Genomic DNA, 24,752 nt, shown 5'->3' with positions numbered 1-24,752 from the left:
AATGGGTTGAGCGGGGTATGCAACGGCGCACGCCCGGCACGAAGGGAGGGGCGCCCGCGCCAACTGGCGGCTGAGAGGGGTTAGTTCGTGCATGCTTTGTCACACGGCACCACATCGACACCGACCACCATCGCAGTTCCACCGTCGCTCTCTCTCCCGGTGATCGAGGCGGCGTTTCCCCGGCGACTCCACCCGTATTGGCCGAAGTGCCAGGAGAAGACGCGGGCGTGGCTGCTCGAAAAGCGGCTCATGCCCGCCGACAAGGTGGCGGAATATGCCGACGGCCTGTGCTACACGGACCTCATGGCCGGGTACTACATCGGCGCCTCCGACGAGGTGATGCAGGCCATCGCGGACTACAGCGCCTGGTTCTTCGTCTGGGACGACCGTCACGACCGCGACATCGTGCACGGTCGCCCGCTCGCCTGGCGGAAGCTGCGGGACCGGCTGCACGCCGCGCTCGACTCCCCCGGGGAGCACCTGCACCACGAGGACCCACTGGTCGCCGGGTTCGCCGACAGCGTGCAGCGGCTGTACGGGTTCCTGCCCCGGACGTGGAACCTCCGGTTCGCCCGGCATTTCCACGCGGTGATCGAGGCGTACGACCAGGAGTTCCACAATCGCACGCACGGCATCGTGCCGACGGTCGAGGAATACCTCCGGCTGCGCCGGCTCACCTTCGCGCACTGGATATGGACGGACCTGCTGGAGCCGACCGCGGGGTGCGAACTCCCCGACGCCGTGCGGAAACACCCGGCCTTTCGGCGGGCGGCGCTGCTGAGCCAGGAATTCGCCGCCTGGTACAACGACCTCTGCTCGCTGCCGAAGGAGATAGCGGGCGACGAGGTGCACAATCTCGGAATCAGTCTCATCACCCACGAGGGGCTGACGCTGGAAGAGGCGGTCGTGGACGTCAGGCGCCGGGTCGAGGAATGCATCACGGAATTCCTCGACGTCGAGCGGGAGGCGTCACTGTTCGCCGACGGCCTCGACGACGGCACCGTGGGCGGAAAGGAACTGAGCGCCGCCGTCCGGCTCTGCCTGAGCGATATGCGGAACTGGTTCAGTTCCGTCTACTGGTTCCATCACGAGTCCGGCCGGTACATGGTCGACAGCTGGGACGACCGGTCCACGCCCCCGTACGTCAACAACGAAGCGGCAGGTGAGAAATGACCGTCGAGTCTGTGAAGCCCGAAACGCCCCTGGCCCCGGAGCTGCGCGAGCCGCCCCGGGCCGGCGGCGGGGTCCCCGTCCTCGGGCACGGCTGGAGGCTGGTGCGCGACCCGCTGGCGTTCATGTCCCGGCTGCGCGACCACGGCGAGGTGGTCCGCCTCAAGCTCGGCCCGAAGACGGTCTACGCCGTGACCACCCCGGATCTCACGGGCGCGCTGGCGCTGAGCAACGACTTCATCATCGCCGGACCGCTGTGGGAGTCCCTGGAGGGCCTGCTCGGCAAGGAGGGCGTGGCCACGGCGAACGGCCCGCGCCACCGCCGCCAGCGGCGCACCATCCAGCCCGCCTTCCGGCTCGATGCCATCCCGGCCTACGGGCCGATCATGGAGGAGGAGGCGCACGCGCTCACCGAGCGCTGGACGTCCGGCGAGACGATCGACTGCACCTCCGAGTCCTTCCGGGTGGCCGTGCGGATCGCGGCCCGCTGCCTGCTGCGCGGCGACTACATGGACGAGCGCGCGGAGCGGCTGTGCGTCGCCCTGGCCACCGTCTTCCGCGGGATGTACCGGCGGATGGTGGTCCCGCTCGGGCCCCTCTACAACCTTCCGCTCCCGGCCAACCGCGAATTCAACCGGGCTCTGGCCGATTTGCATCTCCTGGTCGACGAGATCGTTGCCGAGCGCCGCGCAAGCGGTCAAAAGCCGGACGATTTGCTGACGGCATTGCTGGAGGCGAAGGACGAGAATGGCGACCCCATCGGGGAACAGGAGATCCACGACCAGGTCGTCGCGATCCTCACTCCGGGCAGCGAAACCGTGGCGTCCACGATCATGTGGCTGCTGCATATGCTCGCGGAACACCCTGAACACGCCGACCGGGTGCGCGACGAAGTGCAAGCCGTCACCGGTGGGAGGCCGGTGGCATTCCAGGACGTCCGAGAGCTCAGGCACACCAACAATGTCGTGGTCGAGTCCATGCGATTGAGCCCCGCGGTGTGGATTCTGACGCGGCGGGCGGTACGGGACACGGAACTCGGCGGTTACCGGATTCCGGCCGGGGCGGACATCGTCTACAGTCCGTACGCGATCCAGCGCGACGGGAAGTCGTACGAGCGGAACCTGGAGTTCGATCCCGACCGCTGGCTGCCGGAGCGGGTCAAGGCGATCCCGAAGCACGCCATGAGCCCGTTCAGCACCGGCAACCGCAAGTGCCCCAGCGACCACTTCTCGATGGCCCAGCTGACGCTGATCACCGCGGCGCTGGCCGCGAAGTACCGCTTCGAGCAGGTGGCCGGCTCCGACGACAGCACGCGGGTCGGCATCACGCTGCGGCCGAACGACCTGCGGGTACGGCCGGTGGCGAGGTGAGAACCGCGGGCCTCAGGCCGCCTCGGGGCCCCTGAACGTACGCCGGTAGGCGTGCGGCGTGGTTCCGACCGACCGGACGAAGTGGTGGCGCAGCGTGGCCGCGTTGCCGAACCCCGTCCGGCCGGCGATCGCGTCCATCGTCTCGTCCGTCGCCTCCAGCAGCCGCTGCGCCAGCAGCACGCGCTGGCGCAGCACCCAGCGGTAGGGGGTCGTCCCCGTCTCCTGCTGGAAGCGGCGGGCGAACGTGCGCGGGGACATGAGGGCGCGGGCGGCCAGCTGCTCGACGGTCACCTCCTCGTCGAGATGGCGCTCCATCCACGCCAGCACCTCGCCGATCGTGTCGGCCTCGGAGTGCGGCAGCGGGCGCTCGATGTACTGGGCCTGGCCGCCGTCGCGGTGCGGCGGCACCACCATCCGGCGGGCGATCTTGTTGGCCACCTCGGAGCCCTGCTCCTTGCGGACCAGGTGCAGGCAGGCGTCGATGCCGGCGGCGGTGCCCGCGGAGGTGATCACCGGGTCCTCGTCGACGTAGAGCACGTCCGGCTCGACCACCACCCTGGGGTAGCGCACGGCGAGCTCCCGCGCGTGCTTCCAGTGCACCGTGCAGCGGCGGTCGTCCAGCAGTCCGGCCGCGGCCAGGACGAAGACGCCGGAGCAGACGCTGAGCACCCGGGCGCCGCGGTCCACGCCGCGGCGCAGGGCCTCCAGCAGCTCCGGCGGGAACGTGCGGGTGGAGTAGCCGTCCCCGGCCGGGACGGCGATCAGGTCGGCCGTCTCCAGCCGCTCCAGGCCGTGCTCGACCCGCAGCGACAAGCCCGAGGCCATGCGCAGGGCGGGGCCCTCGGCCGAGGCCACGGCGAAGTCGTACACCGGCAGGCCGTCGTCACTGCGGTCGGTGCCGAAGACCTCGCACACCACACCGAGTTCGAAGGGGGTCACGCCGTCGAGCAGGGCGACGGCCACGTTCTGCAGCATGCCCCCAGTGTGCCTCGCCGCTGGCAGTAATTCGAGGGTCTGCGGCAGTACTGCCACTGACCGTAAGGACCATTCGGCGCGACAGTGGTGTCCATGGACACGAACCAGGCACAGACACTCATCGCAATGGTCTTCGTACTCGGGACGCTGGTCCTCCTGGTCCTCCCGTCCGTGATCGGCCTCGTGCGCGACCGGCGCATCGACCGGCAGATCCGGGAGGCCCAGGAGACCCGCGACGGAGCGCCGGCTCAGAAGTCCTCGTCCAGGTCGACGGTGCCCTCCACCGCCACCTGGTACGCGGAGGGCCGCCGCTCGAAGAAGTTGGTCAACTCCTGAACCCCCTGGAGCTCCATGAAGGAGAAGGGGTTCTCGGAGCCGTACACCGGAGCGAAGCCCAGGCGGGTCAGCCGCTGGTCGGCGACGCACTCCAGGTACTGCCGCATCGACTCGGTGTTCATGCCCGGCAGGCCGTCCCCGCACAGGTCGCGCGCGAACTGCAGCTCGGCCTCGACGGCCTCCCGGAGCATGTCCGTCACCTCCTGCTGGAGCCGGTCGTCGAAGAGCTCCGGCTCCTCCTTGCGGACGGTGTCGACCACGTCGAACGCGAACGACATGTGCATGGTCTCGTCACGGAACACCCAGTTGGTGCCGGTGGCCAGACCGTGCAGCAGGCCCCGGCTGCGGAACCAGTACACGTAGGCGAAGGCGCCGTAGAAGAACAGGCCCTCGATGCAGGCCGCGAAGCAGATCAGGTTGAGCAGGAAGCGGCGGCGGTCCGCCGGTGACTCCAGCCGGTCCAGCCGGTCGACCGAGTCCATCCACTTGAAGCAGAACCCGGCCTTCTCCCGGATGGACGGGATGTTCTCCACGGCCGCGAAGGCCGCCGCGCGGTCCTCCGGGTCGGGCAGGTAGGTGTCGAGCAGTGTCAGGTAGAACTGGACGTGCACGGCCTCCTCGAAGAGCTGGCGGCTCAGGTACAGCCGCGCCTCGGGGGAGTTGATGTGCTTGTACAGCGTCAGCACCAGGTTGTTCGCGACGATCGAGTCGCCCGTCGCGAAGAACGCCACCAGCCGGCCGATGAGGTGCTGCTCCGCGGGGGAGAGCTTGGCGAGGTCGGCGACGTCCGAGTGGAGGTCGACCTCCTCCACGGTCCAGGTGTTCTTGATGGCGTCCCGGTAGCGCTCGTAGAAGTCCGGGTAGCGCATCGGGCGCAGCGTCAGCTCGAAGCCGGGGTCGAGAAGGTTCTGGGTGCTCATTACTGGCAGGCCTCGCAGGACTCGGGGTTTTCCAGGGAGCAGGCGACCGCTTCGGGGTCCGGGGTGGCCTGCACGGGGACGGTGGCCTGTGCGGCGCGGGCGATCCGGGTCGCCGGGCGCGAGCGCAGGTAGTACGTCGTCTTCAGCCCGGACTTCCAGGCGTAGGCGTACATCGAGGAGAGCTTGCCGATGGTCGGCGTCTCAAGGAACAGGTTCAGGGACTGGGACTGGTCCAGGAACGGGGTCCTGGCCGCCGCCATGTCGATCAGGCCGCGCTGCGGGATCTCCCACGCCGTGCGGTAGAGGGCGCGCACGTCCTCGGGGATCCAGGCGAAGCCCTGCACCGAGCCGTTGGCCTCGCGCAGCGCCTCCCTGCTGCGGGCGTCCCACACGCCGAGCCGCTTCAGCTCGTCCACCAGGTAGGAGTTGACCTGGAGGAACTCACCCGACAGCGTCTCGCGCTTGAACAGGTTGGACACCTGCGGCTCGATGCACTCGTACACGCCCGCGATGGAGGCGATGGTGGCCGTGGGCGCGATGGCGAGGAGCAGGGAGTTGCGCAGGCCGGTCGTGGCGATCCGCGTCCGCAGGGCCGCCCAGCGCTCGGGCCAGGTCAGCTCCACGTCGTAGTGGTCCGGGTGCAGCACGCCCCGGGCCGTGCGGGTCTTCTCCCAGGCCGGCAGCGGGCCGCTGCGCTCCGCGAGGTCGGCGGAGGCTTCGTAGGCGGCGAGCATGATGCGCTCGGCGATACGGGTGGACAGGGCCTTGGCCTCGGGGGAGTCGAAGGGCAGGCGCAGCTTGAAGAAGACGTCCTGCAGTCCCATGGCGCCGAGGCCGACGGGGCGCCAGCGGGCGTTGGAGCGGCCCGCCTGCTCGGTCGGGTAGAAGTTGATGTCGACGACCCGGTCGAGGAAGGTGACGGCCGTGCGGACGGTCTCGTCCAGGCGCTCCCAGTCGATGTCCCCGTCGGCCACGAACGCGCCGAGGTTGACCGAGCCCAGGTTGCAGACCGCCGTCTCGCCGTCGCTGGTGACCTCCAGGATCTCCGTGCAGAGGTTGGAGGAGTGCACCACGTGGCCGGGCTCGGCGGTCTGGTTGGCGGTGCGGTTGGCGGCGTCCTTGAAGGTCATCCAGCCGTTGCCGGTCTGCGCGAGGGTGCGCATCATCCGGCCGTACAGCTCACGCGCCGGCAGCGTCTTCCTGGCCAGGCCCTTGGCCTCGGCGGCCCGGTAGGCGGCGTCGAACTCCTCGCCCCACAGGTCGACCAGCTCGGGCACGTCCGAGGGGGAGAACAGCGACCACTGCGCGTCGGCGTTCACCCGCCGCATGAACTCGTCGGGCACCCAGTGCGCCAGGTTCAGGTTGTGCGTGCGCCGGGCGTCCTCGCCGGTGTTGTCGCGCAGTTCCAGGAACTCCTCGAGGTCGGAGTGCCAGGTCTCCAGGTAGACGGCGGCCGCGCCCTTGCGGCGGCCGCCCTGGTTCACGGCGGCGACGGAGGCGTCGAGGGTCTTCAGGAACGGGACGATGCCGTTGGAGTGGCCGTTGGTGCCGCGGATCAGCGAACCCCGGGCGCGGATGCGGGAGTAGGCGATGCCGATGCCGCCGGCGTGCTTCGACAGGCGGGCGACCTGGTGGTAGCGGTCGTAGATGGAGTCCAGCTCGTCCTTGGGGGAGTCGAGCAGGTAGCAGGACGACATCTGGGGGTGCCGGGTGCCGGAGTTGAAGAGCGTGGGGGAGGAGGGGAGGTAGTCGAGGCGGCTCATCAGCCGGTAGAGCGCCGCGACTTCGTCCACCGCCCGTGCGGTGTCGTCCTCGGCGAGGCCGCTCGCCACGCGCAGCATGAAGTGCTGGGGCGTCTCGATCACCTTGCGGGTGATGGGGTGGCGCAGCAGGTAGCGGCTGTGCAGCGTGCGCAGGCCGAAGTAGCCGAAGCGGTCGTCCGCCTCGGTGTCGATCAGGGCGTCGAGCCGGGCCGCGTGGAGCCGGACGAAGTCGGCGGTGCGGTCGGCGATGAGGCCCTCACGGTGGCCCACGGCGACCGACTGCGTGAAGGACGTGACGCCCTGGGAGGCGGCCTCGGCGCGGATGCCGATGGTCAGCAGCCGGGCGGCCAGCCGGGAGTAGGCGGGGTCCTCGGAGATGAGACCGGCGGCCGCCTCCGTCGCCAGCTCGCGGAGCTCCGACTCGTCCGCCCGCGCGGACCGGCCGCGCAGGGCGGCGGCGGCGACCCGGCCGGCGTCCGCGTCGGGGAGGTCGGCGGTCAGCTCGGTCAGGGTCCGCAACAGGGCGGCACCGGGAGCGTCGTGCTCTTCTTCGGCGGCTGAGACCGGATCGGCTGGCGCGATGGTCACGTGGGGCTCTCCCTCGCTCGGCACGGGGCCTCGTCGAGGGCAGGGGGCAGCACACGAACGCACGCGGCGTCGCGTCCACCGGCCCATTCCACGAGGCCCGGACGTCAGGCACGCCGGCCGGGTGGCCGGGTGCACTGTCGGCAGGTCCTCGGACTGACGCCCAAACCCCCGTGAAAGGGCATGGGTACACCGTTGCGGGACAGTTCCGGATTCGCACCGGATTCCCCTGCGGCGACAGCGAGCATGAGCATACATCTTGTGCCGCGTTCGGTTGGCACCCCCAGATGTTGTGTCGCGCTGGTTTCAGAGCGTCAGCTGGTAGGTGTGCAGAGTGATCTCCGGCAGGCGCGGGACGGGCGCCGGGCGAACGACGGCGGGCCGCCGTGAGGTGTTCTCACGGCGGCCCGCTGCGGGTCGTTCGTCGTGCGGGGCGCGGTGCCGGGCGCCCTGGAGGTCAGTGCGACGAACCGGCGGTGGCGGGCGGCAGTTCCACCTGCACCCCGGGGTCGCCGGCGTCGGCCGTGTAGTCCTCCGGCTTGGTCTCGTCGATGCCGTCGGGCGCCTTCAGGGCCTTGAGGACGAACGTCAGGACCACCGTCACGACCACGTTCAGGACGAACGCCGTCAGACCGATGTAGCCGATCTCGCCGATGCCCGGGATCTCCTTGGAGGAGCCGCCGAAGTGCTTCTGCGTGGGCGAGGCGACGCCGTAGGCGGCGACCGTGCCGTAGACCATGCCGACCGCCCAGCCCGCGAGCAGCGCCCAGCGGTGGAACCAGCGGGTGAACAGGCCGCCGACCAGGGCCGGGAAGGTCTGCAGGATCCAGATGCCGCCCAGCAGCTGGAAGTTGATGGCCACCGTCTTGTCCATGGTGAGGACGAAGGCCAGCGCGCCCACCTTCACCAGCAGGGACACCAGCTTGGAGACCTTGGTCTCCTGCGCGGGCGTGGCGTCCGGCTTGATGAAGTCCTTGTAGATGTTGCGCGTGAAGAGGTTCGCGGCCGCGATGGACATGATGGCCGCCGGCACCAGCGCGCCGATGCCGATCGCCGCGAACGCCACCCCCGCGAACCAGTCCGGGAACATCGTCTCGAACAGCTGCGGGATCGCCAGCTGCCCGTTCTGCACCTTGATGCCGGCCGCGATCGCCATGAAGCCGAGCAGCGCCAGCAGGCCCAGCATCAGCGAGTACAGCGGCAGGATCGTGGTGTTGCGGCGGATCACCTCACGGCTCTTGGAGGACAGCGTCGCCGTGATGGAGTGCGGGTACATGAAGAGCGCCAGGGCGGAGCCCAGCGCCAGCGTGGCGTACGTCCACTGGCCCGCCTCCGGCGGTGTCAGCGCGCCGCGCGGCGCGCCCGTGGCCGGGTTGGTCTGGCTGAACGCGTCACCCGCCTTGGCGAAGATGTCGTCGAAGCCCCCCAGCTTGATCGGGATGTAGATGATCGCCACCGCGATGACGATGTAGATCAGGGTGTCCTTCACGAACGCGATCAGCGCGGGCGCCCGCAGACCCGACGAGTACGTGTAGGCCGCCAGCACACCGAAGGCGATCAGCAGCGGCAGGTCCTTGATGAACCAGTTGGTGTCCTCGCCGCCGCCGACGCCCATCACGTCCAGCACGGCCTGGATGCCGACGAGCTGCAGCGCGATGTACGGCATCGTCGCCAGGATGCCGGTCAGTGCCACCGCCAGGGACAGCCCCTTGGAGCCGAAGCGGCCGCGCACGAAGTCGGAGGTGGTCACGTAGCCGTGCTTGTGGGAGACCGACCACAGGCGCGGGAGGAACGTGAAGATCAGCGGGTAGACCAGGATCGTGTAGGGCACGGCGAAGAAGCCGGCCGCGCCCGCCGCGTAGATCGCCGCCGGCACGGCGACGAAGGTGTACGCCGTGTACAGGTCGCCGCCGAGCAGGAACCACGTGATCCAGGTGCCGAACGAGCGCCCGCCGAGGCCCCATTCGTCCAGGCTGTGCTCGTTCTCGGCCTTGCGCCAGCGCGCGGCGAGGAAGCCCATGACCGTGACGGCCAGGAAGAAGAAGATGAAGACGGCGAGCGCGACGCCGTTCACGCCGTCCTTCACTCCGACGCACCGCCCTTCCCGGCCGAGCGGGCGCGCTGGTCACGCTGCCACAGCTTGAAAGCGATCATCGTCAGCACCGTCGAGATCAGCACCCACGCCATCTGGTACCAGTAGAAGAACGGGATCCCGATGAAGGCCGGGTCGGTCTTCGCGTACGAACCGACCCACAGCATGGCCACGAAGGGCGCTATGAGACAGACGGCGATGACGACGCGCGTCGGCGTCACCACCGGCCCTCTGCTGATTTCCGGGGCTTGCGACATCAGGCGGCTCCGTCCCCTCAAGTGATCACCTGTGCAATGCGCAGGCAATCTAGGTCAGGGTGCGGCGACAGCGGAACCCCTCGTCCGCAATGCGGTACCCAAAAGCAACGGGAGTTCCGCCGCGGGCCGGCTACTCCTGAGGGCGCTTCAGACGGGCCACGAACTTGTACCGGTCACCCCGGTACACCGAGCGCACCCACTCCACCGGCTGGCCGTCGCGGTCCAGCGAGTGCCGGGAGAGCATCAGCATCGGCAGGCCGACGTCCGTGCCGAGCAGTCCGGCCTCGCGCGGGGTGGCCAGGGACGTCTCGATGGTCTCCTCGGCCTCGGCGAGATGGACGTCGTAGACCTCGGCGAGCGCGGTGTAGAGGGACGTGTACTTCACCAGCGACCGGCGCAGGGCGGGGAAGCGCTTCGCGCTCAGGTGGGTGGTCTCGATGGCCATGGGCTCACCGTTGGCCATGCGCAGGCGCTCGATGCGCAGCACGCGTCCGCCGGGCGTGATGTCGAGCAGCCCGGCGAGCCGGTCGTCGGCGGTGATGTAGCCGATGTCCAGCAGCTGCGAGGTCGGTTCCAGCCCCTGGGCGCGCATGTCCTCGGTGTACGAGGTCAGCTGCAGGGCCTGCGAGACCTTCGGCTTGGCGACGAACGTGCCCTTGCCCTGGATCCGTTCCAGCCGGCCCTCGACGACCAGTTCCTGCAGCGCCTGGCGCACGGTCGTGCGGGAGGTGTCGAACTCCGCGGCGAGGGTGCGCTCGGGCGGGACGGGCGTGCCGGGCGCCTGCGTCTCCGTCATGTCGAGCAGGTGCTTCTTCAGGCGGTAGTACTTGGGCACGCGCGCGGTACGGACGGGTACCCCGTTCTCGTTCTCCGCACTGCTGACGTCGGTGCTCATGCTCCGCCTTCCCGGCCAGGTCCGCCGACACGATCTCACTTGTATACCGTCGGCGCTTTGTTTGGTCTAGTCCACCACTCCAAGTGGTCTACCTGAAGTATGGCCCGTGCAGCCGGTTTTTCGCTGGCTTCTTACTTAAAGGTTCCTGCATATGTAGGTCACATAACGGCTGGTCAGAGCCTTCTCGCGACCCTTGACAGGCTGGTTGGCCTGGGCCAAGCTCCCCGTACTGGTCTACACCAATGGTCCAGGCCCGGCCCCACGTTCACTGCGGGGAGCCAGGGGGGTTGTGGGATCCCTGAGGAGGGTGGCGTGAAGCGCAAGCTGACAGCCGCGATCGGTATCGCGGGCATGATGGTCTCCATCGCGGCGTGCGGCGGCGAGGGCGACGGGGGCTCGGACAAGGGCGCGGACGCCAAGGAGCTGACCGTCTGGCTCACCGTCGACGCCCAGAACAACTGGCCCGAGCTGGTGAAGGCCGCCGACGCCGCGGTGAAGAAGAAGCACCCGGGCCTGAAGATCAACCACGAGTACTACGGCTGGCCCGACAAGAACGCCAAACTCGACGCCGTCCTCGCCACGGACAAGGTCCCCGACGTGGTCGAGATGGGCAACACCGAGATGCTCGGCTACATGGTCAAGGGCGCCTTCGCCCCCCTCGACCAGGGCAAGTTCGACAACTCCGACGCCTGGCTGGACGGTCTCAAGGCCTCGGTGACCTACGAGGGCAAGACCTACGGTGTCCCCTACTACGCCGGCGGCCGCGTCGCCAACTGGCGCAAGGACGTCGCCGCCTCGGTCGGCGTGAAGACGGCTCCGAAGACGTACAAGGAGCTGACCGACGCCCTGGACAAGATCCAGAAGAAGCAGGGCGACAAGTACAACGCCTGGTACCAGCCCACCCGCGACTGGTACGCGGCCATGTCCTTCGTCTACGACGCCGGCGGCGCCATCGCCACCGAGTCGGGCGGCCAGTGGAAGGCCACGCTCTCCTCGCCCGAGTCCCTCAAGGGCCTCAAGGAGTTCAAGAACGTCGTCGACAAGTACATGCACGGCGACAAGACCAAGGACGAGTCCGACCGTTACATCGTCTACGGCCAGGGCAAGTCCGCCATGATCTTCGCGGCCGCCTGGGAGGGCGCCACCGCCGAGGACCCGAAGAACGACAAGACCGGCAAGCTCAAGGGCAACCTCGAGAACTTCGTGATGCCCGGCCCGTCCGGCAAGAACATGCCCGTCTTCCTGGGCGGCTCCGACCTCGCCGTGCCGGTGAAGTCCGACGCGCAGGACCTGGCCGCCGAGTGGATCAACGCCTTCGCCGGCTCCTCCGGACAGAAGGGCCTGATGGCCAAGGGCAACCTGCCCAACAACAAGACGGACCTCGCGACGCTGAAGAACGACCCGAAGACGGCCGTCCCGGCCACCGCGGCCGAGGCCAACTGGTTCGTCCCGATGGCGCCGGGCTGGGGCCAGGTCGAGAAGGCGCAGATCCTGCAGACCATGCTGCAGAGCATCGGCACCGGCAAGAAGTCCGTCGAGGCCGCCGCCAAGGAGGCGGACGCCGCGATCGACAAGGTCATCAACACCAAGTGACCTACGGGCGGGGCTCCCACGCGGAGCCCCGCCGTCGTCAGGACCTGAGGGACCGCCAAGGAGCGCGCGATGAGTGCCGCAGACACCACCACCCCCGCCAAGGTGCCGCCACCGCGGCCGGTACCTGTGCCGCCCCCCACCGGGCGGCGGCCCCGCGGGCAGCGCACCCCGGGCGGTACCGCCGTCCCCTGGCTGCTGCTCGCGCCCTGCCTGCTGATCCTCGCCCTGGTCATGGGCTATCCGCTGGCCCGCCTGGTCACGCTGTCCTTCCAGAAGTTCGGGCAGTCCCAGTTGTGGGGCTTCCAGCCGGCCGAGTCCGTCGGCTTCGACAACTTCGCCAAGGTGCTCGGCGACGGCGAGTTCTGGGCCGTCGTGCTGCGGACCGTGATCTTCGCGGGCGGCGCGGTCGTCCTCACCATGGTGATCGGCATGGCGCTCGCGCTGCTGCTCCAGCGCGTCTCGGGCTGGCTGAAGGTACTGATCAACATCGTGCTGGTGGCCAGCTGGGGCATGCCCGTCATCGTGGCCACCACGGTCTTCAAGTGGCTCTTCGACTCGGACTACGGCGTCTTCAACGCCCTGCTGAGCAAGCTGCCCGGCGTCGACATGATCGGCCACAACTGGTTCGCCAGCGGCCCCGAGGGTCTGGCCGTGATCATGCTGCTGGTGGTGTGGGGAGCCGTGCCGTTCGTGGTCATCACGCTCAGCGCGGGTCTCACCCAGGTGCCCAAGGAACTGGAGGAGGCGGCCCGCCTGGACGGCGCCGGCTCCTGGGGCGTCTTCCGCTATGTCACCCTGCCCGTCCTCAAGCCGATCATCGTGATGCTCACGACCCTGTCGGTCATCTGGGACATGGGCGTCTTCCCGCAGGTGTTCGTCATGCGCAACGGCCACCCCGAACCGGAGTTCCAGGTCCTCAACACCTACTCCTACGACCGCGCCTTCGTGGTCAACGACTACGCCCAGGGCTCGGCCATCGCGCTGATCACCGTCCTGCTGCTGCTCGGCGTGGTCGCCGTCTACATGCGGCAGATGCTGAAGATCGGAGAGGTCGAATGAGCGCGCTCGCCGGAGCCGGCCGCCACAAGCACGCGCGGCTGGGCTGGAACCTGCTCGGTCTGCTGGTCTTCCTCACCGCGGGCTTCCCGCTCTACTGGATGCTCAACACGGCGTTCAAGCCCGCCAAGGACGCCATCGACCCCGATCCGAGCCTGCTGCCGACCGGCCTCACCTTCGACAACTTCGGCCGGGCACTGGACATCGCCGACTTCTGGGGCCCGGTGGGCCGCAGCGTGGTGGTGTCGCTGGCGGTGGTCCTCATCGGCATGGCCGTCGGGCTGCTGGCCGCGCTCGCCATCTCCCGGTTCGCCTTCCGCGGCCGCAAGATCGTCATCGTGGGCATCCTCGCGGTCCAGATGGTGCCGCTGGTCGCCATGATCATCCCGGTCTTCCTGCTCCTGAACGACCTGGGCCAGTACGACCGCCTCACCGGCATCATCATCACGTACCTGACCTTCGTCCTGCCCTTCACGGTGTGGACCCTGCGGGGCTTCATCGTCAACATCCCCAAGGAGCTGGAGGAGGCGGCCATGGTCGACGGCTGCTCCCGCACCGGCGCCTTCCTGCGGGTCGTCTTCCCGCTCCTGGCCCCCGGCATGGTCGCCACCTCGGTCTACGCCTTCATCCAGGCCTGGAACGAGTACCTCTACGCCCTCATGCTCCTCAGCCAGAAGAACCAGACCGCGACCGTCTGGCTCGGCAACTTCACCACCAAGCACGGCACCGAATACGCCCCGATGATGGCCGGAGCCACGATGATGGCCGTGCCGATCGTCGCCCTCTTCCTCCTCGTCCAGCGCAAGATGGCCGCGGGCCTGACCGCGGGCGCCGTGAAGGGATGACCTCACCCGATGACGACACTCGCCAGCGGCACCGACACGCTCACCCGCGACGCCCTGACCGTCCTGCAGCCCGGCTTCACCGGCACCACCGCCCCCGACTGGCTGCTGCGCCGGCTCGGTGAGGGCCTCGCCTCCGTCGGGCTCTTCGGCCGCAACATCGCCTCACCTGACCAGCTCGCCACCCTGACCGCCCAGCTGCGGGCCGAGCGCGACGACGTCCTCGTCGCGATCGACGAGGAGGGCGGCGACGTGACCCGGCTGGAGGTGCGCAGCGGCTCCTCCTTCCCGGGCAACCACGCCCTCGGCGCGGTCGACGACGTGGAGCTGACCCACCAGGTCGCCCACGAACTGGGCCGCCGCCTCGCCGCCTGCGGCGTCAACCTCAACTGGGCCCCCTCCGCCGACGTCAACTCAGACCCGCGCAACCCGGTCATCGGCGTGCGCTCCTTCGGCGCCGACACCGCCCTGGCCGCCCGGCACACCGCCGCCTATGTCACCGGCCTGCAGTCCGCCGGGGTCGCCGCCTGCACCAAGCACTTCCCGGGCCACGGCGACACGGCCGTCGACTCCCACCACGCCCTGCCGCGCATCGACGTCTCCGCCGAAGTACTGGCCGAGCGCGAACTGGCCCCCTTCCGCGCCGCCATCGCCGCCGGCACCCGGGCCGTGATGAGCGCCCACATCCTCGTCCCGGCCCTCGACCCCGACCACCCGGCCACCCTCTCCCGCCGCATCCTCACCGGCCTGCTGCGCGGCGAACTCGGCTACGACGGCCTGATCGTCACCGACGGCATGGAGATGCGCGCCATCGCCGGCACCTACGGCATCGAACGCGGCAGCGTCCTCGCCGTCTCCGCCGGAGCCGACGCGATCTGCGTCGGCGGCGGCCTGGCCGACGACGCGACCGTGCTCCGCCTGCGGGACGCCCTGGTCGGAGCCGTCCGCGCCGGCGAACTCCCCGAGGAACGTCTCGCCGAGGCCGCCGACCGCGTCCGCTCCCTGGCCCGCTGGACGGGCACGGCCGGCCGCTCGGCCGAGGGCCCCCACGGCAGCGACGTCGGCCTGCGCGCCGCCCGACGCGCCCTGACGGTGACCCCCGCCCCGGGCCTCGGCAGCCCCGAGGCCTTCGAGCCCCTCACCGAACCGCCCTTCGTCGCCGCCCTCACCCCCGTCGCCAACATCGCCGTCGGCGACGAGACGCCCTGGGGCGTCGCCGCCGAGCTGATCCACCTCCTGCCCGGCACGGTGACCGGCAGCTTCTCCGCCGGGGACGGCACGGAGGGCGACGCCGGGCAGAGCGCCGGACGGGCCGCCCTGCAGGCGGCCGGGCCGCGCCGCATCGTCGCCGTCGTCCGCGACGAACACCGCCACCCCTGGATGGCCTCCGCCCTCGACGCCCTGCTCGCCGCCCGCCCCGACACGATCGTCGTCGAGATGGGCGTCCCGCAGGCCGCCCCGCGCGGCGCCCTGCACATCGCCACCCACGGCGCGGCCCGCGTCTGCGGCCGCGCGGCGGCCGAGGTGATCGCCGGAGCGACCGGGCGCTGAGGCCACGGGCCATGCCGCTGAGCCGCGAGCGGCTGAGGTTGCGGGTGGATGAGGCCGTGGGCGGTCGAGGCCGTGGGCGGCTGAGGCCCTGGGCGGTTGAAGGTGCGTGTCGCTGAGGCACGGACTGTTGAAGCGGCGGGCTGCTGAAGCGGGCGGAGTGCTGAAGCGGGCGGGACTCTTCAAGCCGCGGAGCGTGGAGCCCTCGCTGTCCCGACGATGGTCTGGTTGTAAACCTGCAACCTGATGTAGTACTTCTTATACATGAGCGAGCAGGTGCACAACAGGTTGGCCGTGGTGCGCGCCGAACGGAAGGTGTCGCGCCAGAGCCTGGCCGAGGCAGTGGGAGCCCACTACCAGACCATCGGCTACATCGAGCGGGGGCAGTACAACCCGAGCCTCGACCTGGCGCTGAAGATCGCGAAGTACTTCGGACTGCCGGTCGAGGCCCTGTTCTCCCTCGAACCGTTCCGGCCGCTCACGGACGAGGTCTACGGGAGGAACCAGCCATGACGACGACACGCCTGACCCGCTACGACCGGACCATGCTGCGGCTGATGAACGACCGCCGCGGAGCGGCCTGGTACGCCACGGCGGCCCGTCGCCGGATGGCCGTCACCCTTCATGCCGCCCTCACCCTGGCTCTCGGCGGCCTGATGACCCACCTGTACCTCGCCGAGGGCGAACCGCTGTGGACCGTCGCCGTGATGGCGGTGCTGCTGCTGCCCTGGATGGTCGCGACCGGCGTGATCAACGGCGCCACCCGCGGCCTGCTGGAACTGCGCGCTCACGTCCTGGACGAGCGGCAGTCCGCCGAGCGCAGCCGTGTCCTGGCCCGCGCCCACCGCGTGACGACCCTGCTGCTGGCCGCCGCCGCTGCGACCCTGCTGATCACCGGCGGCGTCGCCGGGAACGCCCCGAAGGCCTACGCGGCCCCCCTGCTCATCGCCGTGCTCGTCACCCACTGGGTGATGCCCCTGTGGGTGGCCGGCTGGCTGGCCGAGGACGAGCCGGCCGACGACGACGTCCCGGCGGCCGCAGTCTTCGAGGGCTAGGGCTGTCGTTCGGACCAGGTCGCAGGACAGGACCCAGGGGCTGCTAGATCCCCTGCCAGTCCGGCTTGTTGGCGTAGGTGTGCCGGAAGTAGTCCGCCAGCTTCAGCTTCGACGCGGCGGCCTCGTCGACGACGACGGTCGCGTGCGGGTGGAGCTGGAGCGCGGACGCCGGGCACACCGCCGCGACCGGCCCCTCCACCGTCGCCGCCACCGCGTCCGCCTTGCCCTCGCCAGTGGCGAGCAGCACCAGGTGCCGGGCCTCCAGGATGGTGCCGATGCCCTGTGTGATCACGTGGTGCGGCACCTGGTCGATGTCGCCGTCGAAGAAGCGGGCGTTGTCGATCCGGGTCTGCTCGGTCAGCGTCTTGATCCGGGTCCGCGAGGCCAGCGACGAACACGGCTCGTTGAACCCTATGTGCCCGTCGGTCCCGATCCCCAGCAGCTGCAGATCCACCCCGCCGGCCTCCGCGAGGGCCCTGTCGTACGCCTCGCACGCCCCCTGCACGTCCTCCGCCGTGCCGTCCGGACCGGTGAACTGCCCCATCCCGATCCCGAGCGGCTCCAGCACCTCGCGCCGCAGCACCGACCGGTACGACTCCGGATGGTCGGCGGGCAGCCCCACGTACTCGTCGAGCTGGGCGATCCGCGCCCGCGCGACGTCCACGGCACCGGAACGCACCTTGGCCGCCAGCGCCTCGTACACCGGCAGCGGAGTCGAACCGGTGGCCACGCCGAGCAGGGCGTCGGGCTTGCGCCGGAGCAGCTGCGCCATGGCCTCGGCAATGAGCTCGCCGCCCGCCTTGGCGTCCGGAACGATGACAACTTCCACGCTGGGCCTGCCGATCTGAGAGGGATGCTCAACTGGGACTGGACCCGGGAGGGGTCGTGTGGTTTAGACCAATCTAACAGAGCAGGGGCGCCCCTCCCAGGGTGCGGGAAGCCACTGCCGTCCGGGGCGGCGGCGCAGTGCCGGCCAGGTCTCCGGCAGGTGAACAACGCGCGTTCCCGCGGGGGCGTCCCGCGGTGCGGGGAGTGCAAGGGGCGCTGATCCGCCATGCCCCCGGAAGGAGCCGTCATGACCGCCGGCGCTCCATCGGACCCCTCCGCCGAGCTGCCGGGCCGCACCAAGGCGCGTGTGAACCGGCGGCCGTCGAGGACGCGGTGAGGCATGCACGGCCGTCGGTGAACCGGCGACGACGGGAGGTGCTGCCGACGGCGACCGGAGGGGCTGCCGACGGTGCCTGTGCAAGGGCCGCCGACGGTGCCTGTGCAAGGGCCGCCGACGGTGACCGGAAGGGCCGCCGACGGAAGTCGGAAGGGCCGCCGACGGAGGTCGGAGGGGCTCAGCCCCGCCCCCGGACGTGGCGCGCTCCCGCATCCCCGCGAAGGCGGCACGAGCCGCACCGCCACCGTCCGGCGGGCCCGCTAGGTCAGTGAACCCCCCGTCACATCCACCCAGCTCCCCGTCACCCACCGGCCCCCGTCCGAGACCAGGAACGCCACCACATCGGCGACCTCCGCGGGCCGGCCCACCCCGCCCAGCGCGGATATCGCCGCGGCCTTCGCCCAGCCGTCCGCGGAGCCGTGCAGCAGCGCGGCCGTGTTGTCCGTGTCGATGATGCCCGGCGCGACCGAGTTCACCGTGATGCCCCGGGCGCCCAGCACCTTGGACAGGTCGCGGGAGAGGACGTCCAGCGCGCCCTTCGTCATCGCGTACGCCACGTTGTCCGGCATCACCGCCGTGCGGGCCAGCCCGGACGAGATGTTGACGACCCGGCCGCCGTCGCGCAGCCGCGTCATGCCGTGCTTGAGGATGAAGAACGGCGCCTTCACGTTCACCGCGAAGGTCTCGTCGAACTCGCGCTCCTCCAGCTCCACGATGGGGCGCGTGCTGCCGATGGCCGCGTTGTTCACCAGGATGTCGAGCCCGTCCGCGTGCCGGTCGAACTCCTCCCACAGCGACTCCGCGTCACCGGTCACGCCCAGCTCGACCCCGAGCGCGAAGGCCGAGCCGCCCGCCGCCTCGATCGCGGCGACCGTCTCCTTGGCCGCCGCCTCGTTCCTGCCGTAGTGCACCGCGACCCGGGCGCCGTCACGCCCCAGCCGCTCGGCGATCCCTCGCCCGATGCCCCTGCTCGCCCCTGTGACCAGGGCAGTCCTGCCCGTGAGCACGCCCATGACGGCGCCCCCTTCGCATTTGTCTAGCGGTCGCTACAAAAATGACCGTACCGCAGCCCGCCGACATTTCTCTAGTGCCCGCTATAAAATGCACCCCATGGTGAACGACGACGGATCCGCGAAGAACCGGGGCAAGGCCGCGACCAGGCCCCGCGGGCGCCCCCGCTCCTTCGACCGCGAGACGGCCCTGGAGAAGGCGATCCTGGCCTTCTGGGAGCACGGCTACGAGGCCACGTCCGTCTCCGACCTCACCCGCGTCATGGACATCGGCGCACCCAGCCTCTACGCGGCCTTCGGCGACAAGCGGTCCCTCTTCGACGAGGTCGTCCGCGTCTACGGCACGCGCTACGGCTCGTTCGCGGACCGCGCCCTCGCGGAGGAGCCGACCGCGCGGGCCGCCGTGGCCCGCGTACTGCGCGAGGCGGCCACCGCGTACACGGAGCCCGGCCACCCGCACGGCTGCCTCGTCGTGCACGCCGCCGCGAACTGTTCCACGCCCGAGGTCGAGCAGTCGCTGCGGGATCGCCGCAACGCCAACATCGCGACCTTCGAGAGACGCATCAGGGCCGATGTCGCCGCCGGCGTCCTGCCCGCGGACACCGACGCCGCCGCCCTGGCCCGGCACACGGGCGCGATGATCCAGGGCATGTCGCAACAGGCGCGCGACGGGGCGAGCCGGGAGGAACTGGAGGCCGTCGCCGAAATTGCCATGTCCATCTGGCCCCGCACAGGAACCCACACGGGTTAGGCTGCGTGGTGGACACTCGCGCGTCCGGCGCGTCGCGAAATCAACAACAACGAACAGCCTCCCATGCATGGACACCCCGAGTGGTCTAGTCCACAATGCGTGATGAGAGCGCGTGCACCACGCGCACCAAGCCTCCGCCCTCCCCGCACAGGAAGGCGGACCGAGGATCCGAGGCTCTCTGCCCTGACTGCCCCGGCTCCTCATCCTTCGGCCGACCGGGACCGCACACCCCACGGCCGATATTGCTCCGGGCTGCGGTGCCGGGAGGGTTGAGGGTCCCTCTCAGGCGCCGCGGCCCGCGGGTGTTTCCGGGCTCCCGGTATTTCGGAGCCGTACAAACGCCCGGGTACGCTCGCCACGTGCCCTCCATGAACGAACTCGTACGCCAGCACACCGCCCTCGACGACACCGACCTCGAGTGGCTGCACCTGCTGGTCTCGGAGTGGCAGTTGCTCTCCGACCTCTCCTTCGCCGACCTGGTCCTGTGGGTCCCCACCAGCGACGGCACCCGGTACGTCTCGGTCGCGCAGATGCGCCCCAACACCGGCCCGACCTCGTACCAGGACGACATGGTCGGTCATCTCGTCCCGCGAGGCCGCCGCCCGATGCTGGACGCCGCCCTGGACGAGGGCCGCATCGTGCGCGAGGGCGACCCGGAGTGGCGCGAGGAGGTGCCCGTCCGGGTCGAGTCCATCCCCGTGCGGCGGGAGGGCCGGGTCCTCGGCGTCATCGCGCGCAACACCAACCTCCTCACGGTGCGCACCCCGAGCCGGCTGGAGCTCACCTATCTGCAGAGCGCGTCCGACCTCGCGCAGATGATCGCGGCCGGATCCTTCCCGTTCGCCAACCAGCAGCTCGACATGGACGCCTCGCCCCGCGTCGGCGACGGCCTCATCCGGCTCGACGCCGACGGCCTCGTCCAGTACGCCTCACCGAACGCCCTGTCCGCTTACCACCGGCTCGGCCTCGCCTTCGACCTCGTCGGACAGCACCTCGGCCGGACCACGGCGGAACTCGCTCCCACCCGGGGCCCGGTGGACGAGGCGCTGGCCAAGGTCGCCAGCGGCTGGGCACCGCGCGAGTTCGAGATCGAGGCCAACGACGGTGTCATCCAGTTCCGCGCGATTCCCCTCAAGCCCAAGGGCACCCGCATCGGCTCGCTGGTGCTGCTCCGGGACGTCACGGAACTGCGCCGCCGCGAACGTGAGTTGATCACCAAGGACGCGACGATCCGGGAGATCCACCACCGGGTCAAGAACAACCTCCAGACGGTGGCGGCCCTGCTCCGCCTCCAGGCCCGGCGCATCGAGTCCGACCGCGGGCGCGAGGCTCTGGAGGAGGCGGTGCGGCGCGTCGGATCGATTGCGATCGTGCACGAGACCCTCTCCCAGAACCTGGACGAGCGCGTGGAGTTCGACGACATCGCCGACCGGGTCCTGGCGATGGTCGCGGAGATCTCCCCGGGCAAGGTCGCGGGCCGGCGCACCGGACGCTTCGGCATCCTCGACGCCGAGGTCGCCACCCCGCTGTCCATGGTGCTGACCGAGGTCCTGCAGAACGCGCTGGAGCACGGCTTCCGTGAAGGCGACACCGGCACCGTGGAGGTGTCGGCGGTCCGCGGCGGCACGACGAAGGAGGCCCGGCTGCTGGTCACCGTCCAGGACGACGGCGTCGGGTTGCCGGAGGGCTTCGATCCGCACACCGCCGGCAATCTCGGCCTCCAGATCGTCCGGACCCTGGTGGAGGGGGAGTTGGGTGGCACCTTCGACATGGTCCCGGCTCCGGAGCGCGGCACCCGTGTGATCCTCGACATTCCGGTGCGGGCCCAGAAGTAACGGATTCCCCGTCCCGGCGCAGGGAGCGCCGCCGAGCGGGGAGCGCGGAAACTCCTGGTGAACAGGCCAGGAAAGCGATGAGCCCCGGGCCACCAAGTGGCCCGGGGCTAAAGCTCGTTGCTGCTTTTACTAAGCGCATCGGGGGAACTGCGCGCTGCGGCTCGGGGGCGGGAGATGCGTGCTCGCTGCACGCGCCGCCAAGCTCAGGCTGTCAGCAGGGGTGGGTTGTCAGGCGGAGGCCTGACGGGCCCGGTTGCGGGCGGCGCGGCGCTTCATGGCACGGCGCTCGTCCTCGCTGAGACCACCCCAGACGCCGGAGTCCTGGCCGGACTCGAGCGCCCACTGCAGACACTGCTCGATCACCGGGCAGCGACGGCAGACGGCCTTGGCTTCCTCGATCTGCAGCAGCGCAGGACCGGTGTTGCCGATGGGGAAGAAGAGCTCGGGGTCTTCCTCGCGGCAAACGGCGTTGTGACGCCAGTCCATGGCTGCTACCTCTCCTTGGTATTACGTGCAGGTGCTTGTGAATGTGAACGCTTTCACGAATCCCTCAACAAGTGAAGGGCCGACTGCCAGGTTCCCGGCGAAGGTCCTGTGAGTTGAAGAGGGGTTCTGGTGATCAGTGGAGGCCGGTGTTGCGGGCCGTCTCGATCGCCACGTAGAGACTCGCAAACCTCAGCGGCGGATACAACCCCTTCCGGAAAGTTTTTTTTGATTCTTCGGTGTCGACTAGGTCACAGCCGTACTTCCATGGGGTGGATCCTGGCCTAAACGTTCGAGTGAAAGGACTTTAGCCAGTTCTGCTCACACAATCACACGCAGTGCACGGCGTACGCCTGTGAACGTCACGCTGGTTCGCAGCCCCAGATGGTCACCGTCCATCTGGAGGGGGAGCGGCACCTTCGAATGCAAGGTGAACTCTGTCAAGTCGTGCAGAGAGGTGGCGTGCTTACCGTGGGGTCCGCGCTCGGGGGACGAAGTGAGCAACTGGGTGCCATACCGGGCAACAGCCGCGGTCGACAGGCGGCTGAGAGCGAAGATGTCGAGGCCGGTATCGAACGAGGCCTTAGGCGCCGCGTAGATCGGGCGATTCCCCAGAAACGTCCACGGGGAGGTGTTCGAGACTATGGACAGCACCAGATCGGTGACCGGGTCCGCGCCGGCCCGTTCCAGGGTGATCGTCCCGTTCAGGCGGTGGGTCTCCCCGAACAGCTGACGCACGACCTGACGTACGTAAAGGGCGTGTGTGGATTTCCGGCCGCGCTCGCGGTGCTGCTCCACCCGGCCCACCACTCCCGCGTCGAAGCCCAGACCCGCGTTGAAGGTGAACCAGCGGGACGGCACCGACTCGTCCTCGGTGCCCGGCGTGCCCGAGGTCAGGCCCAGGCCGACGGTGCGTTCGCTGCCGTCGCGCAGGGCGTCCAGGAGGGCGCCGGTGGCCTCCACGGCGTCGTTCGGCAGGCCGAGGGCACGGGCGAAGACGTTGGTGGAGCCGCCCGGGACCACGGCGAGGCCGGGGAGGCGCTCCGGGGCGGGGCCGGCGTGGAGCAGGCCGTTGACCACCTCGTTGACCGTGCCGTCGCCGCCGAGGGCGACCACCAGGTCGATGTCGTCGCTGTCCGCCGCCTGCCGGCCCAGGTCGCGCGCGTGACCGCGGTATTCGGTGGTGACCGCTTCCAGCTTCATCTCGCTGGCGAGTGCGTGGATCAGTACATCGCGTGTGCGCGCGCTCGTAGTGGTTGCCGCCGGATTGACCACAAGAAGTGCACGCATGACTGGCAGCGTACCTACTGGGTGGTACCGGGCCCAGACCGAGGTGGGGATCGGGTAAGAGAGCGGGGGTGAACCTCGCTCCCGGGGGCGCGCGGCGCGAGGGCTACCCTTCAGGGGTGAGCAGTGAGCAGACCTCCACCACCCCCGCGATCACCGGCCCCCGTCCGCGGCGCCTGACGTACGCCGCGCTGCTGGCCGCGCTGGAGGGGCTCGCGCTGGTCGTCGGCGGGGTCTGGATCCTCGTCCTCGGCTTCACCGGGCACCCCGACGACCGGCAGCAGGCCGTCACCGGGGGAATCACGCTGGTCGTGCTCGCGCTGCTGCCGCTGCTCGCCGCGCGCGGGCTGCTCGCCCTGCGCAGCTGGAGCCGCGGTCCGGCCGTCATCACCCAGCTCATGGCGCTGCCGGTGGCCTACAACCTGCTCCAGGCCGACAGCATGGCCATCCCCGGAGGGATCGCGCTCGCCGTGGTCGCCGTCGCCTCGCTCGTCCTGCTGGTGAACCCGGAGACGACCCGGGCCCTCGGGATCCGCGGGCCCGGCAACGCCGGCGGTACGGAGAAGTAGCGGTACCGCGAAGCAGCCGTACCTGAGCCGCAGCGGTGCGGAGAAGCGGCGGTCACTCCTCGACGAGGAGCTTCTCCCGCAGCTGCGCCAGGGTGCGTGCCAGCAGCCGGGAGACGTGCATCTGCGAGATGCCGACCTCCTGCGCGATCTGCGACTGGGTCATGTTCCCGAAGAAGCGAAGCAGCAGGATCCGCTTCTCGCGCGGCGGGAGATCCTCCAGCAGCGGCTTGAGGGACTCCCGGTACTCCACGCCCTCCAGCGCCTCGTCCTCCGCGCCGAGGGTGTCGGCGACCGCCGGGGACTCGTCGTCGGTGTCGGGGACGTCCAGGGACAGCGTGGAGTACGCGTTGGCCGACTCCAGGCCCTCCAGGACCTCCTCCTCGGAGATCGCCAGCTTCTCGGCGAGCTCGTGGACCGTGGGGGAGCGGCCGTGCAGCTGCGACAGCTCGGCCGTCGCCGTGGTCAGCGACAGCCGCAGCTCCTGCAGCCGGCGCGGTACCCGCACCGCCCAGCCCTTGTCGCGGAAGTGCCGCTTGATCTCGCCGACGACCGTCGGTGTCGCGTACGTGGAGAACTCCACGCCGCGGTCGGGGTCGAAGCGGTCGACCGACTTGATCAGTCCGATGGTGGCGACCTGGGTCAGGTCGTCCAGCGGCTCGCCGCGGTTGCGGAAGCGGCGCGCGAGGTGCTCGACGAGCGGCAGGTGCATGCGGACCAGCTGATTGCGCAGCTCCGCGTACTCCGGGCTGCCGTTGCTCAGCGTGCGCAGCTTGAGGAACATCTCGCGTGCCCCGCTGCGGTCCGGGGCGCCGTGCTGCGCGCCGTGCGCGTGCTGTGCGCTCGGCGACTCGTCCTCGGAGTGTCGCTCGTGCTCGCTCATCGTCCCGCCCGTCGCCCTTCCCCGAGCCCTCGCCTCCTCCGCCCCTCCCGACTTCGCGCGAGTGGGGGGAACCCCCTGGGCCGGGGATGCGGTGATCCCTCCGCCCGGAGGCGCGCTCCGCACGGCACCGCCCTGGCCGAGCCGCCCGCCGTCCGGGAGGACGGACCCCGCGGAGTCGTCCTCGGGATGCGGGCGGGCCTGCTCGGGGATGCCGTCGATGCCCTCAGCCATGCGCCGGGCTCCGGCCGGGCCACTCACGCCCGCGCCCTCGGCCGGCAGCTCTCGTGTGCCGCGCTCTTCGTCCCGCACCGGCCC

The 24,752-nt window shown here is 70.0% G+C and carries 23 protein-coding genes and 1 riboswitch; of the genes, 12 read left to right on the top strand and 11 right to left on the bottom strand.

Going from position 1 to position 24,752, the window contains the following annotated elements:
* Positions 1 to 87 precede the first annotated feature (87 nt).
* Both cyc1 and ACPXCS_RS11585 read left to right on the top strand, forming a co-directional pair.
* Positions 88 to 1,173 (top strand): epi-isozizaene synthase, encoded by a 1,086-nt coding sequence (gene cyc1 / locus ACPXCS_RS11590; RefSeq protein ID WP_425946458.1) that lies wholly within the window; start codon positions 88 to 90, stop codon positions 1,171 to 1,173.
* Positions 1,170 to 2,540 carry a cytochrome P450 gene (locus ACPXCS_RS11585; protein WP_425946457.1) on the top strand — a complete coding sequence of 457 codons (1,371 nt, stop codon included), beginning with the start codon at positions 1,170 to 1,172 and terminating at the stop codon, positions 2,538 to 2,540. Before cyc1 ends, ACPXCS_RS11585 begins: the two co-directional genes overlap by 4 nt.
* Positions 2,541 to 2,552: 12 nt before the next feature.
* On the opposite strand, the gene ACPXCS_RS11580 is transcribed toward ACPXCS_RS11585, so the two are convergent.
* A complete protein-coding gene (locus ACPXCS_RS11580; protein WP_311679453.1) occupies positions 2,553 to 3,515 on the bottom strand; it encodes a helix-turn-helix domain-containing protein in 963 nt (320 codons plus the stop codon).
* A gap of 93 nt (positions 3,516 to 3,608) precedes the next feature.
* On the opposite strand from ACPXCS_RS11580, the gene ACPXCS_RS11575 reads away from it, so the two are divergent.
* Positions 3,609 to 3,851: a hypothetical protein gene (locus ACPXCS_RS11575; RefSeq protein WP_425946456.1), complete on the top strand. Its 243-nt coding sequence runs from the start codon at positions 3,609 to 3,611 to the stop codon at positions 3,849 to 3,851.
* Here the strand turns inward: ACPXCS_RS11575 and ACPXCS_RS11570 are convergent.
* The 5 genes from ACPXCS_RS11570 to ACPXCS_RS11550 form a co-directional block, all read right to left on the bottom strand.
* Complete coding sequence (locus ACPXCS_RS11570; protein ID WP_425946455.1) at positions 3,764 to 4,771, bottom strand: ribonucleotide-diphosphate reductase subunit beta; 1,008 nt, start codon at positions 4,769 to 4,771, stop codon at positions 3,764 to 3,766. The genes ACPXCS_RS11575 and ACPXCS_RS11570 overlap by 88 nt on opposite strands.
* Positions 4,771 to 7,122: a ribonucleoside-diphosphate reductase subunit alpha gene (locus ACPXCS_RS11565; RefSeq protein ID WP_425946454.1), complete on the bottom strand. Its 2,352-nt coding sequence runs from the start codon at positions 7,120 to 7,122 to the stop codon at positions 4,771 to 4,773. Before ACPXCS_RS11565 ends, ACPXCS_RS11570 begins: the two co-directional genes overlap by 1 nt.
* Positions 7,123 to 7,244: 122 nt before the next feature.
* Positions 7,245 to 7,373, bottom strand: a riboswitch (cobalamin riboswitch).
* A 203-nt stretch (positions 7,374 to 7,576) separates the two neighbouring features.
* Positions 7,577 to 9,205 carry a monocarboxylate uptake permease MctP gene (gene mctP / locus ACPXCS_RS11560; protein ID WP_425946453.1) on the bottom strand — a complete coding sequence of 543 codons (1,629 nt, stop codon included), beginning with the start codon at positions 9,203 to 9,205 and terminating at the stop codon, positions 7,577 to 7,579.
* Positions 9,202 to 9,468, bottom strand: a complete 267-nt coding sequence (locus ACPXCS_RS11555) for a DUF3311 domain-containing protein (RefSeq protein WP_425946452.1) — start codon at positions 9,466 to 9,468, stop codon at positions 9,202 to 9,204. The genes mctP and ACPXCS_RS11555 overlap by 4 nt, the downstream gene beginning before the upstream one ends.
* Positions 9,469 to 9,598: 130 nt before the next feature.
* Positions 9,599 to 10,363 carry a GntR family transcriptional regulator gene (locus ACPXCS_RS11550; RefSeq protein ID WP_309097218.1) on the bottom strand — a complete coding sequence of 255 codons (765 nt, stop codon included), beginning with the start codon at positions 10,361 to 10,363 and terminating at the stop codon, positions 9,599 to 9,601.
* 312 nt (positions 10,364 to 10,675) lie between these two features.
* Between ACPXCS_RS11550 and ACPXCS_RS11545 the strand changes: the two genes are divergently transcribed.
* The 6 genes from ACPXCS_RS11545 (at position 10,676) to ACPXCS_RS11520 (ending at position 16,457) form a co-directional block, all read left to right on the top strand.
* A complete protein-coding gene (locus ACPXCS_RS11545; RefSeq protein WP_425946451.1) occupies positions 10,676 to 11,956 on the top strand; it encodes an extracellular solute-binding protein in 1,281 nt (426 codons plus the stop codon).
* Between the two features lie 69 nt (positions 11,957 to 12,025).
* Positions 12,026 to 13,015 carry a carbohydrate ABC transporter permease gene (locus ACPXCS_RS11540; RefSeq protein ID WP_425946450.1) on the top strand — a complete coding sequence of 330 codons (990 nt, stop codon included), beginning with the start codon at positions 12,026 to 12,028 and terminating at the stop codon, positions 13,013 to 13,015.
* Complete coding sequence (locus tag ACPXCS_RS11535; RefSeq protein ID WP_425946449.1) at positions 13,012 to 13,857, top strand: carbohydrate ABC transporter permease; 846 nt, start codon at positions 13,012 to 13,014, stop codon at positions 13,855 to 13,857. The genes ACPXCS_RS11540 and ACPXCS_RS11535 overlap by 4 nt, the downstream gene beginning before the upstream one ends.
* Before the next feature lie 9 nt (positions 13,858 to 13,866).
* A complete protein-coding gene (locus tag ACPXCS_RS11530) occupies positions 13,867 to 15,405 on the top strand; it encodes a glycoside hydrolase family 3 protein (RefSeq protein WP_425946448.1) in 1,539 nt (512 codons plus the stop codon).
* A gap of 261 nt (positions 15,406 to 15,666) precedes the next feature.
* Positions 15,667 to 15,915 carry a helix-turn-helix transcriptional regulator gene (locus ACPXCS_RS11525; RefSeq protein WP_425946447.1) on the top strand — a complete coding sequence of 83 codons (249 nt, stop codon included), beginning with the start codon at positions 15,667 to 15,669 and terminating at the stop codon, positions 15,913 to 15,915.
* Positions 15,912 to 16,457: a hypothetical protein gene (locus tag ACPXCS_RS11520; RefSeq protein WP_425946446.1), complete on the top strand. Its 546-nt coding sequence runs from the start codon at positions 15,912 to 15,914 to the stop codon at positions 16,455 to 16,457. Before ACPXCS_RS11525 ends, ACPXCS_RS11520 begins: the two co-directional genes overlap by 4 nt.
* Before the next feature lie 43 nt (positions 16,458 to 16,500).
* On the opposite strand, the gene nagB is transcribed toward ACPXCS_RS11520, so the two are convergent.
* Together nagB and ACPXCS_RS11510 are read right to left on the bottom strand one after the other, a co-directional pair.
* On the bottom strand, positions 16,501 to 17,286 hold the full coding sequence (gene nagB / locus ACPXCS_RS11515) for a glucosamine-6-phosphate deaminase (RefSeq protein ID WP_425946445.1): 786 nt from the start codon (positions 17,284 to 17,286) through the stop codon (positions 16,501 to 16,503).
* 596 nt (positions 17,287 to 17,882) lie between these two features.
* Positions 17,883 to 18,635: an SDR family oxidoreductase gene (locus tag ACPXCS_RS11510; protein WP_425946444.1), complete on the bottom strand. Its 753-nt coding sequence runs from the start codon at positions 18,633 to 18,635 to the stop codon at positions 17,883 to 17,885.
* Between the two features lie 97 nt (positions 18,636 to 18,732).
* On the opposite strand from ACPXCS_RS11510, the gene ACPXCS_RS11505 reads away from it, so the two are divergent.
* The gene (locus ACPXCS_RS11505) at positions 18,733 to 19,383 is read left to right on the top strand and encodes a TetR/AcrR family transcriptional regulator (protein WP_425946443.1); all 651 of its coding nucleotides are present in this window, start codon (positions 18,733 to 18,735) and stop codon (positions 19,381 to 19,383) included.
* A 368-nt stretch (positions 19,384 to 19,751) separates the two neighbouring features.
* On the top strand, positions 19,752 to 21,218 hold the full coding sequence (locus ACPXCS_RS11500) for a sensor histidine kinase (RefSeq protein ID WP_425946707.1): 1,467 nt from the start codon (positions 19,752 to 19,754) through the stop codon (positions 21,216 to 21,218).
* Positions 21,219 to 21,446: 228 nt separating this feature from the next.
* Here ACPXCS_RS11500 and ACPXCS_RS11495 read toward each other — a convergent pair whose 3' ends face one another.
* Entirely contained in the window at positions 21,447 to 21,704 is a 258-nt protein-coding gene (locus ACPXCS_RS11495) for a WhiB family transcriptional regulator (RefSeq protein WP_003992873.1), read from the bottom strand.
* A 318-nt stretch (positions 21,705 to 22,022) separates the two neighbouring features.
* Entirely contained in the window at positions 22,023 to 22,991 is a 969-nt protein-coding gene (locus ACPXCS_RS11490; protein ID WP_425946442.1) for a diacylglycerol/lipid kinase family protein, read from the bottom strand.
* Positions 22,992 to 23,107: 116 nt separating this feature from the next.
* Between ACPXCS_RS11490 and ACPXCS_RS11485 the strand changes: the two genes are divergently transcribed.
* Entirely contained in the window at positions 23,108 to 23,557 is a 450-nt protein-coding gene (locus ACPXCS_RS11485) for a hypothetical protein (protein ID WP_425946441.1), read from the top strand.
* 52 nt (positions 23,558 to 23,609) lie between these two features.
* Here ACPXCS_RS11485 and ACPXCS_RS11480 read toward each other — a convergent pair whose 3' ends face one another.
* The gene (locus ACPXCS_RS11480) at positions 23,610 to 24,746 is read right to left on the bottom strand and encodes an RNA polymerase sigma factor SigF (protein WP_425946706.1); all 1,137 of its coding nucleotides are present in this window, start codon (positions 24,744 to 24,746) and stop codon (positions 23,610 to 23,612) included.
* Positions 24,747 to 24,752 lie beyond the last annotated feature (6 nt).

This window comes from Streptomyces sp. DT190 (assembly GCF_049846985.1).
Taxonomy (GTDB): domain Bacteria; phylum Actinomycetota; class Actinomycetes; order Streptomycetales; family Streptomycetaceae; genus Streptomyces.
The sequence above is the reverse complement of the archived record's forward strand: the minus strand, read 5'-3'. Positions and strand labels throughout refer to the sequence as shown.

Coding starts and splice junctions, on each gene's coding strand:
- ACPXCS_RS11585 (WP_425946457.1), top strand. CDS start 1,170: ATGACCGTCGAGTCTGTGAAGCCCGAAACGCCCCTGGCCCCGGAGCTG.
- ACPXCS_RS11580 (WP_311679453.1), bottom strand. CDS start 3,515: ATGCTGCAGAACGTGGCCGTCGCCCTGCTCGACGGCGTGACCCCCTTC.
- ACPXCS_RS11575 (WP_425946456.1), top strand. CDS start 3,609: ATGGACACGAACCAGGCACAGACACTCATCGCAATGGTCTTCGTACTC.
- ACPXCS_RS11570 (WP_425946455.1), bottom strand. CDS start 4,771: ATGAGCACCCAGAACCTTCTCGACCCCGGCTTCGAGCTGACGCTGCGC.
- ACPXCS_RS11555 (WP_425946452.1), bottom strand. CDS start 9,468: ATGTCGCAAGCCCCGGAAATCAGCAGAGGGCCGGTGGTGACGCCGACG.
- ACPXCS_RS11550 (WP_309097218.1), bottom strand. CDS start 10,363: ATGAGCACCGACGTCAGCAGTGCGGAGAACGAGAACGGGGTACCCGTC.
- ACPXCS_RS11540 (WP_425946450.1), top strand. CDS start 12,026: ATGAGTGCCGCAGACACCACCACCCCCGCCAAGGTGCCGCCACCGCGG.
- ACPXCS_RS11535 (WP_425946449.1), top strand. CDS start 13,012: ATGAGCGCGCTCGCCGGAGCCGGCCGCCACAAGCACGCGCGGCTGGGC.
- ACPXCS_RS11530 (WP_425946448.1), top strand. CDS start 13,867: ATGACGACACTCGCCAGCGGCACCGACACGCTCACCCGCGACGCCCTG.
- ACPXCS_RS11525 (WP_425946447.1), top strand. CDS start 15,667: ATGAGCGAGCAGGTGCACAACAGGTTGGCCGTGGTGCGCGCCGAACGG.
- ACPXCS_RS11520 (WP_425946446.1), top strand. CDS start 15,912: ATGACGACGACACGCCTGACCCGCTACGACCGGACCATGCTGCGGCTG.
- ACPXCS_RS11510 (WP_425946444.1), bottom strand. CDS start 18,635: ATGGGCGTGCTCACGGGCAGGACTGCCCTGGTCACAGGGGCGAGCAGG.
- ACPXCS_RS11505 (WP_425946443.1), top strand. CDS start 18,733: ATGGTGAACGACGACGGATCCGCGAAGAACCGGGGCAAGGCCGCGACC.
- ACPXCS_RS11500 (WP_425946707.1), top strand. CDS start 19,752: ATGAACGAACTCGTACGCCAGCACACCGCCCTCGACGACACCGACCTC.
- ACPXCS_RS11495 (WP_003992873.1), bottom strand. CDS start 21,704: ATGGACTGGCGTCACAACGCCGTTTGCCGCGAGGAAGACCCCGAGCTC.
- ACPXCS_RS11490 (WP_425946442.1), bottom strand. CDS start 22,991: ATGCGTGCACTTCTTGTGGTCAATCCGGCGGCAACCACTACGAGCGCG.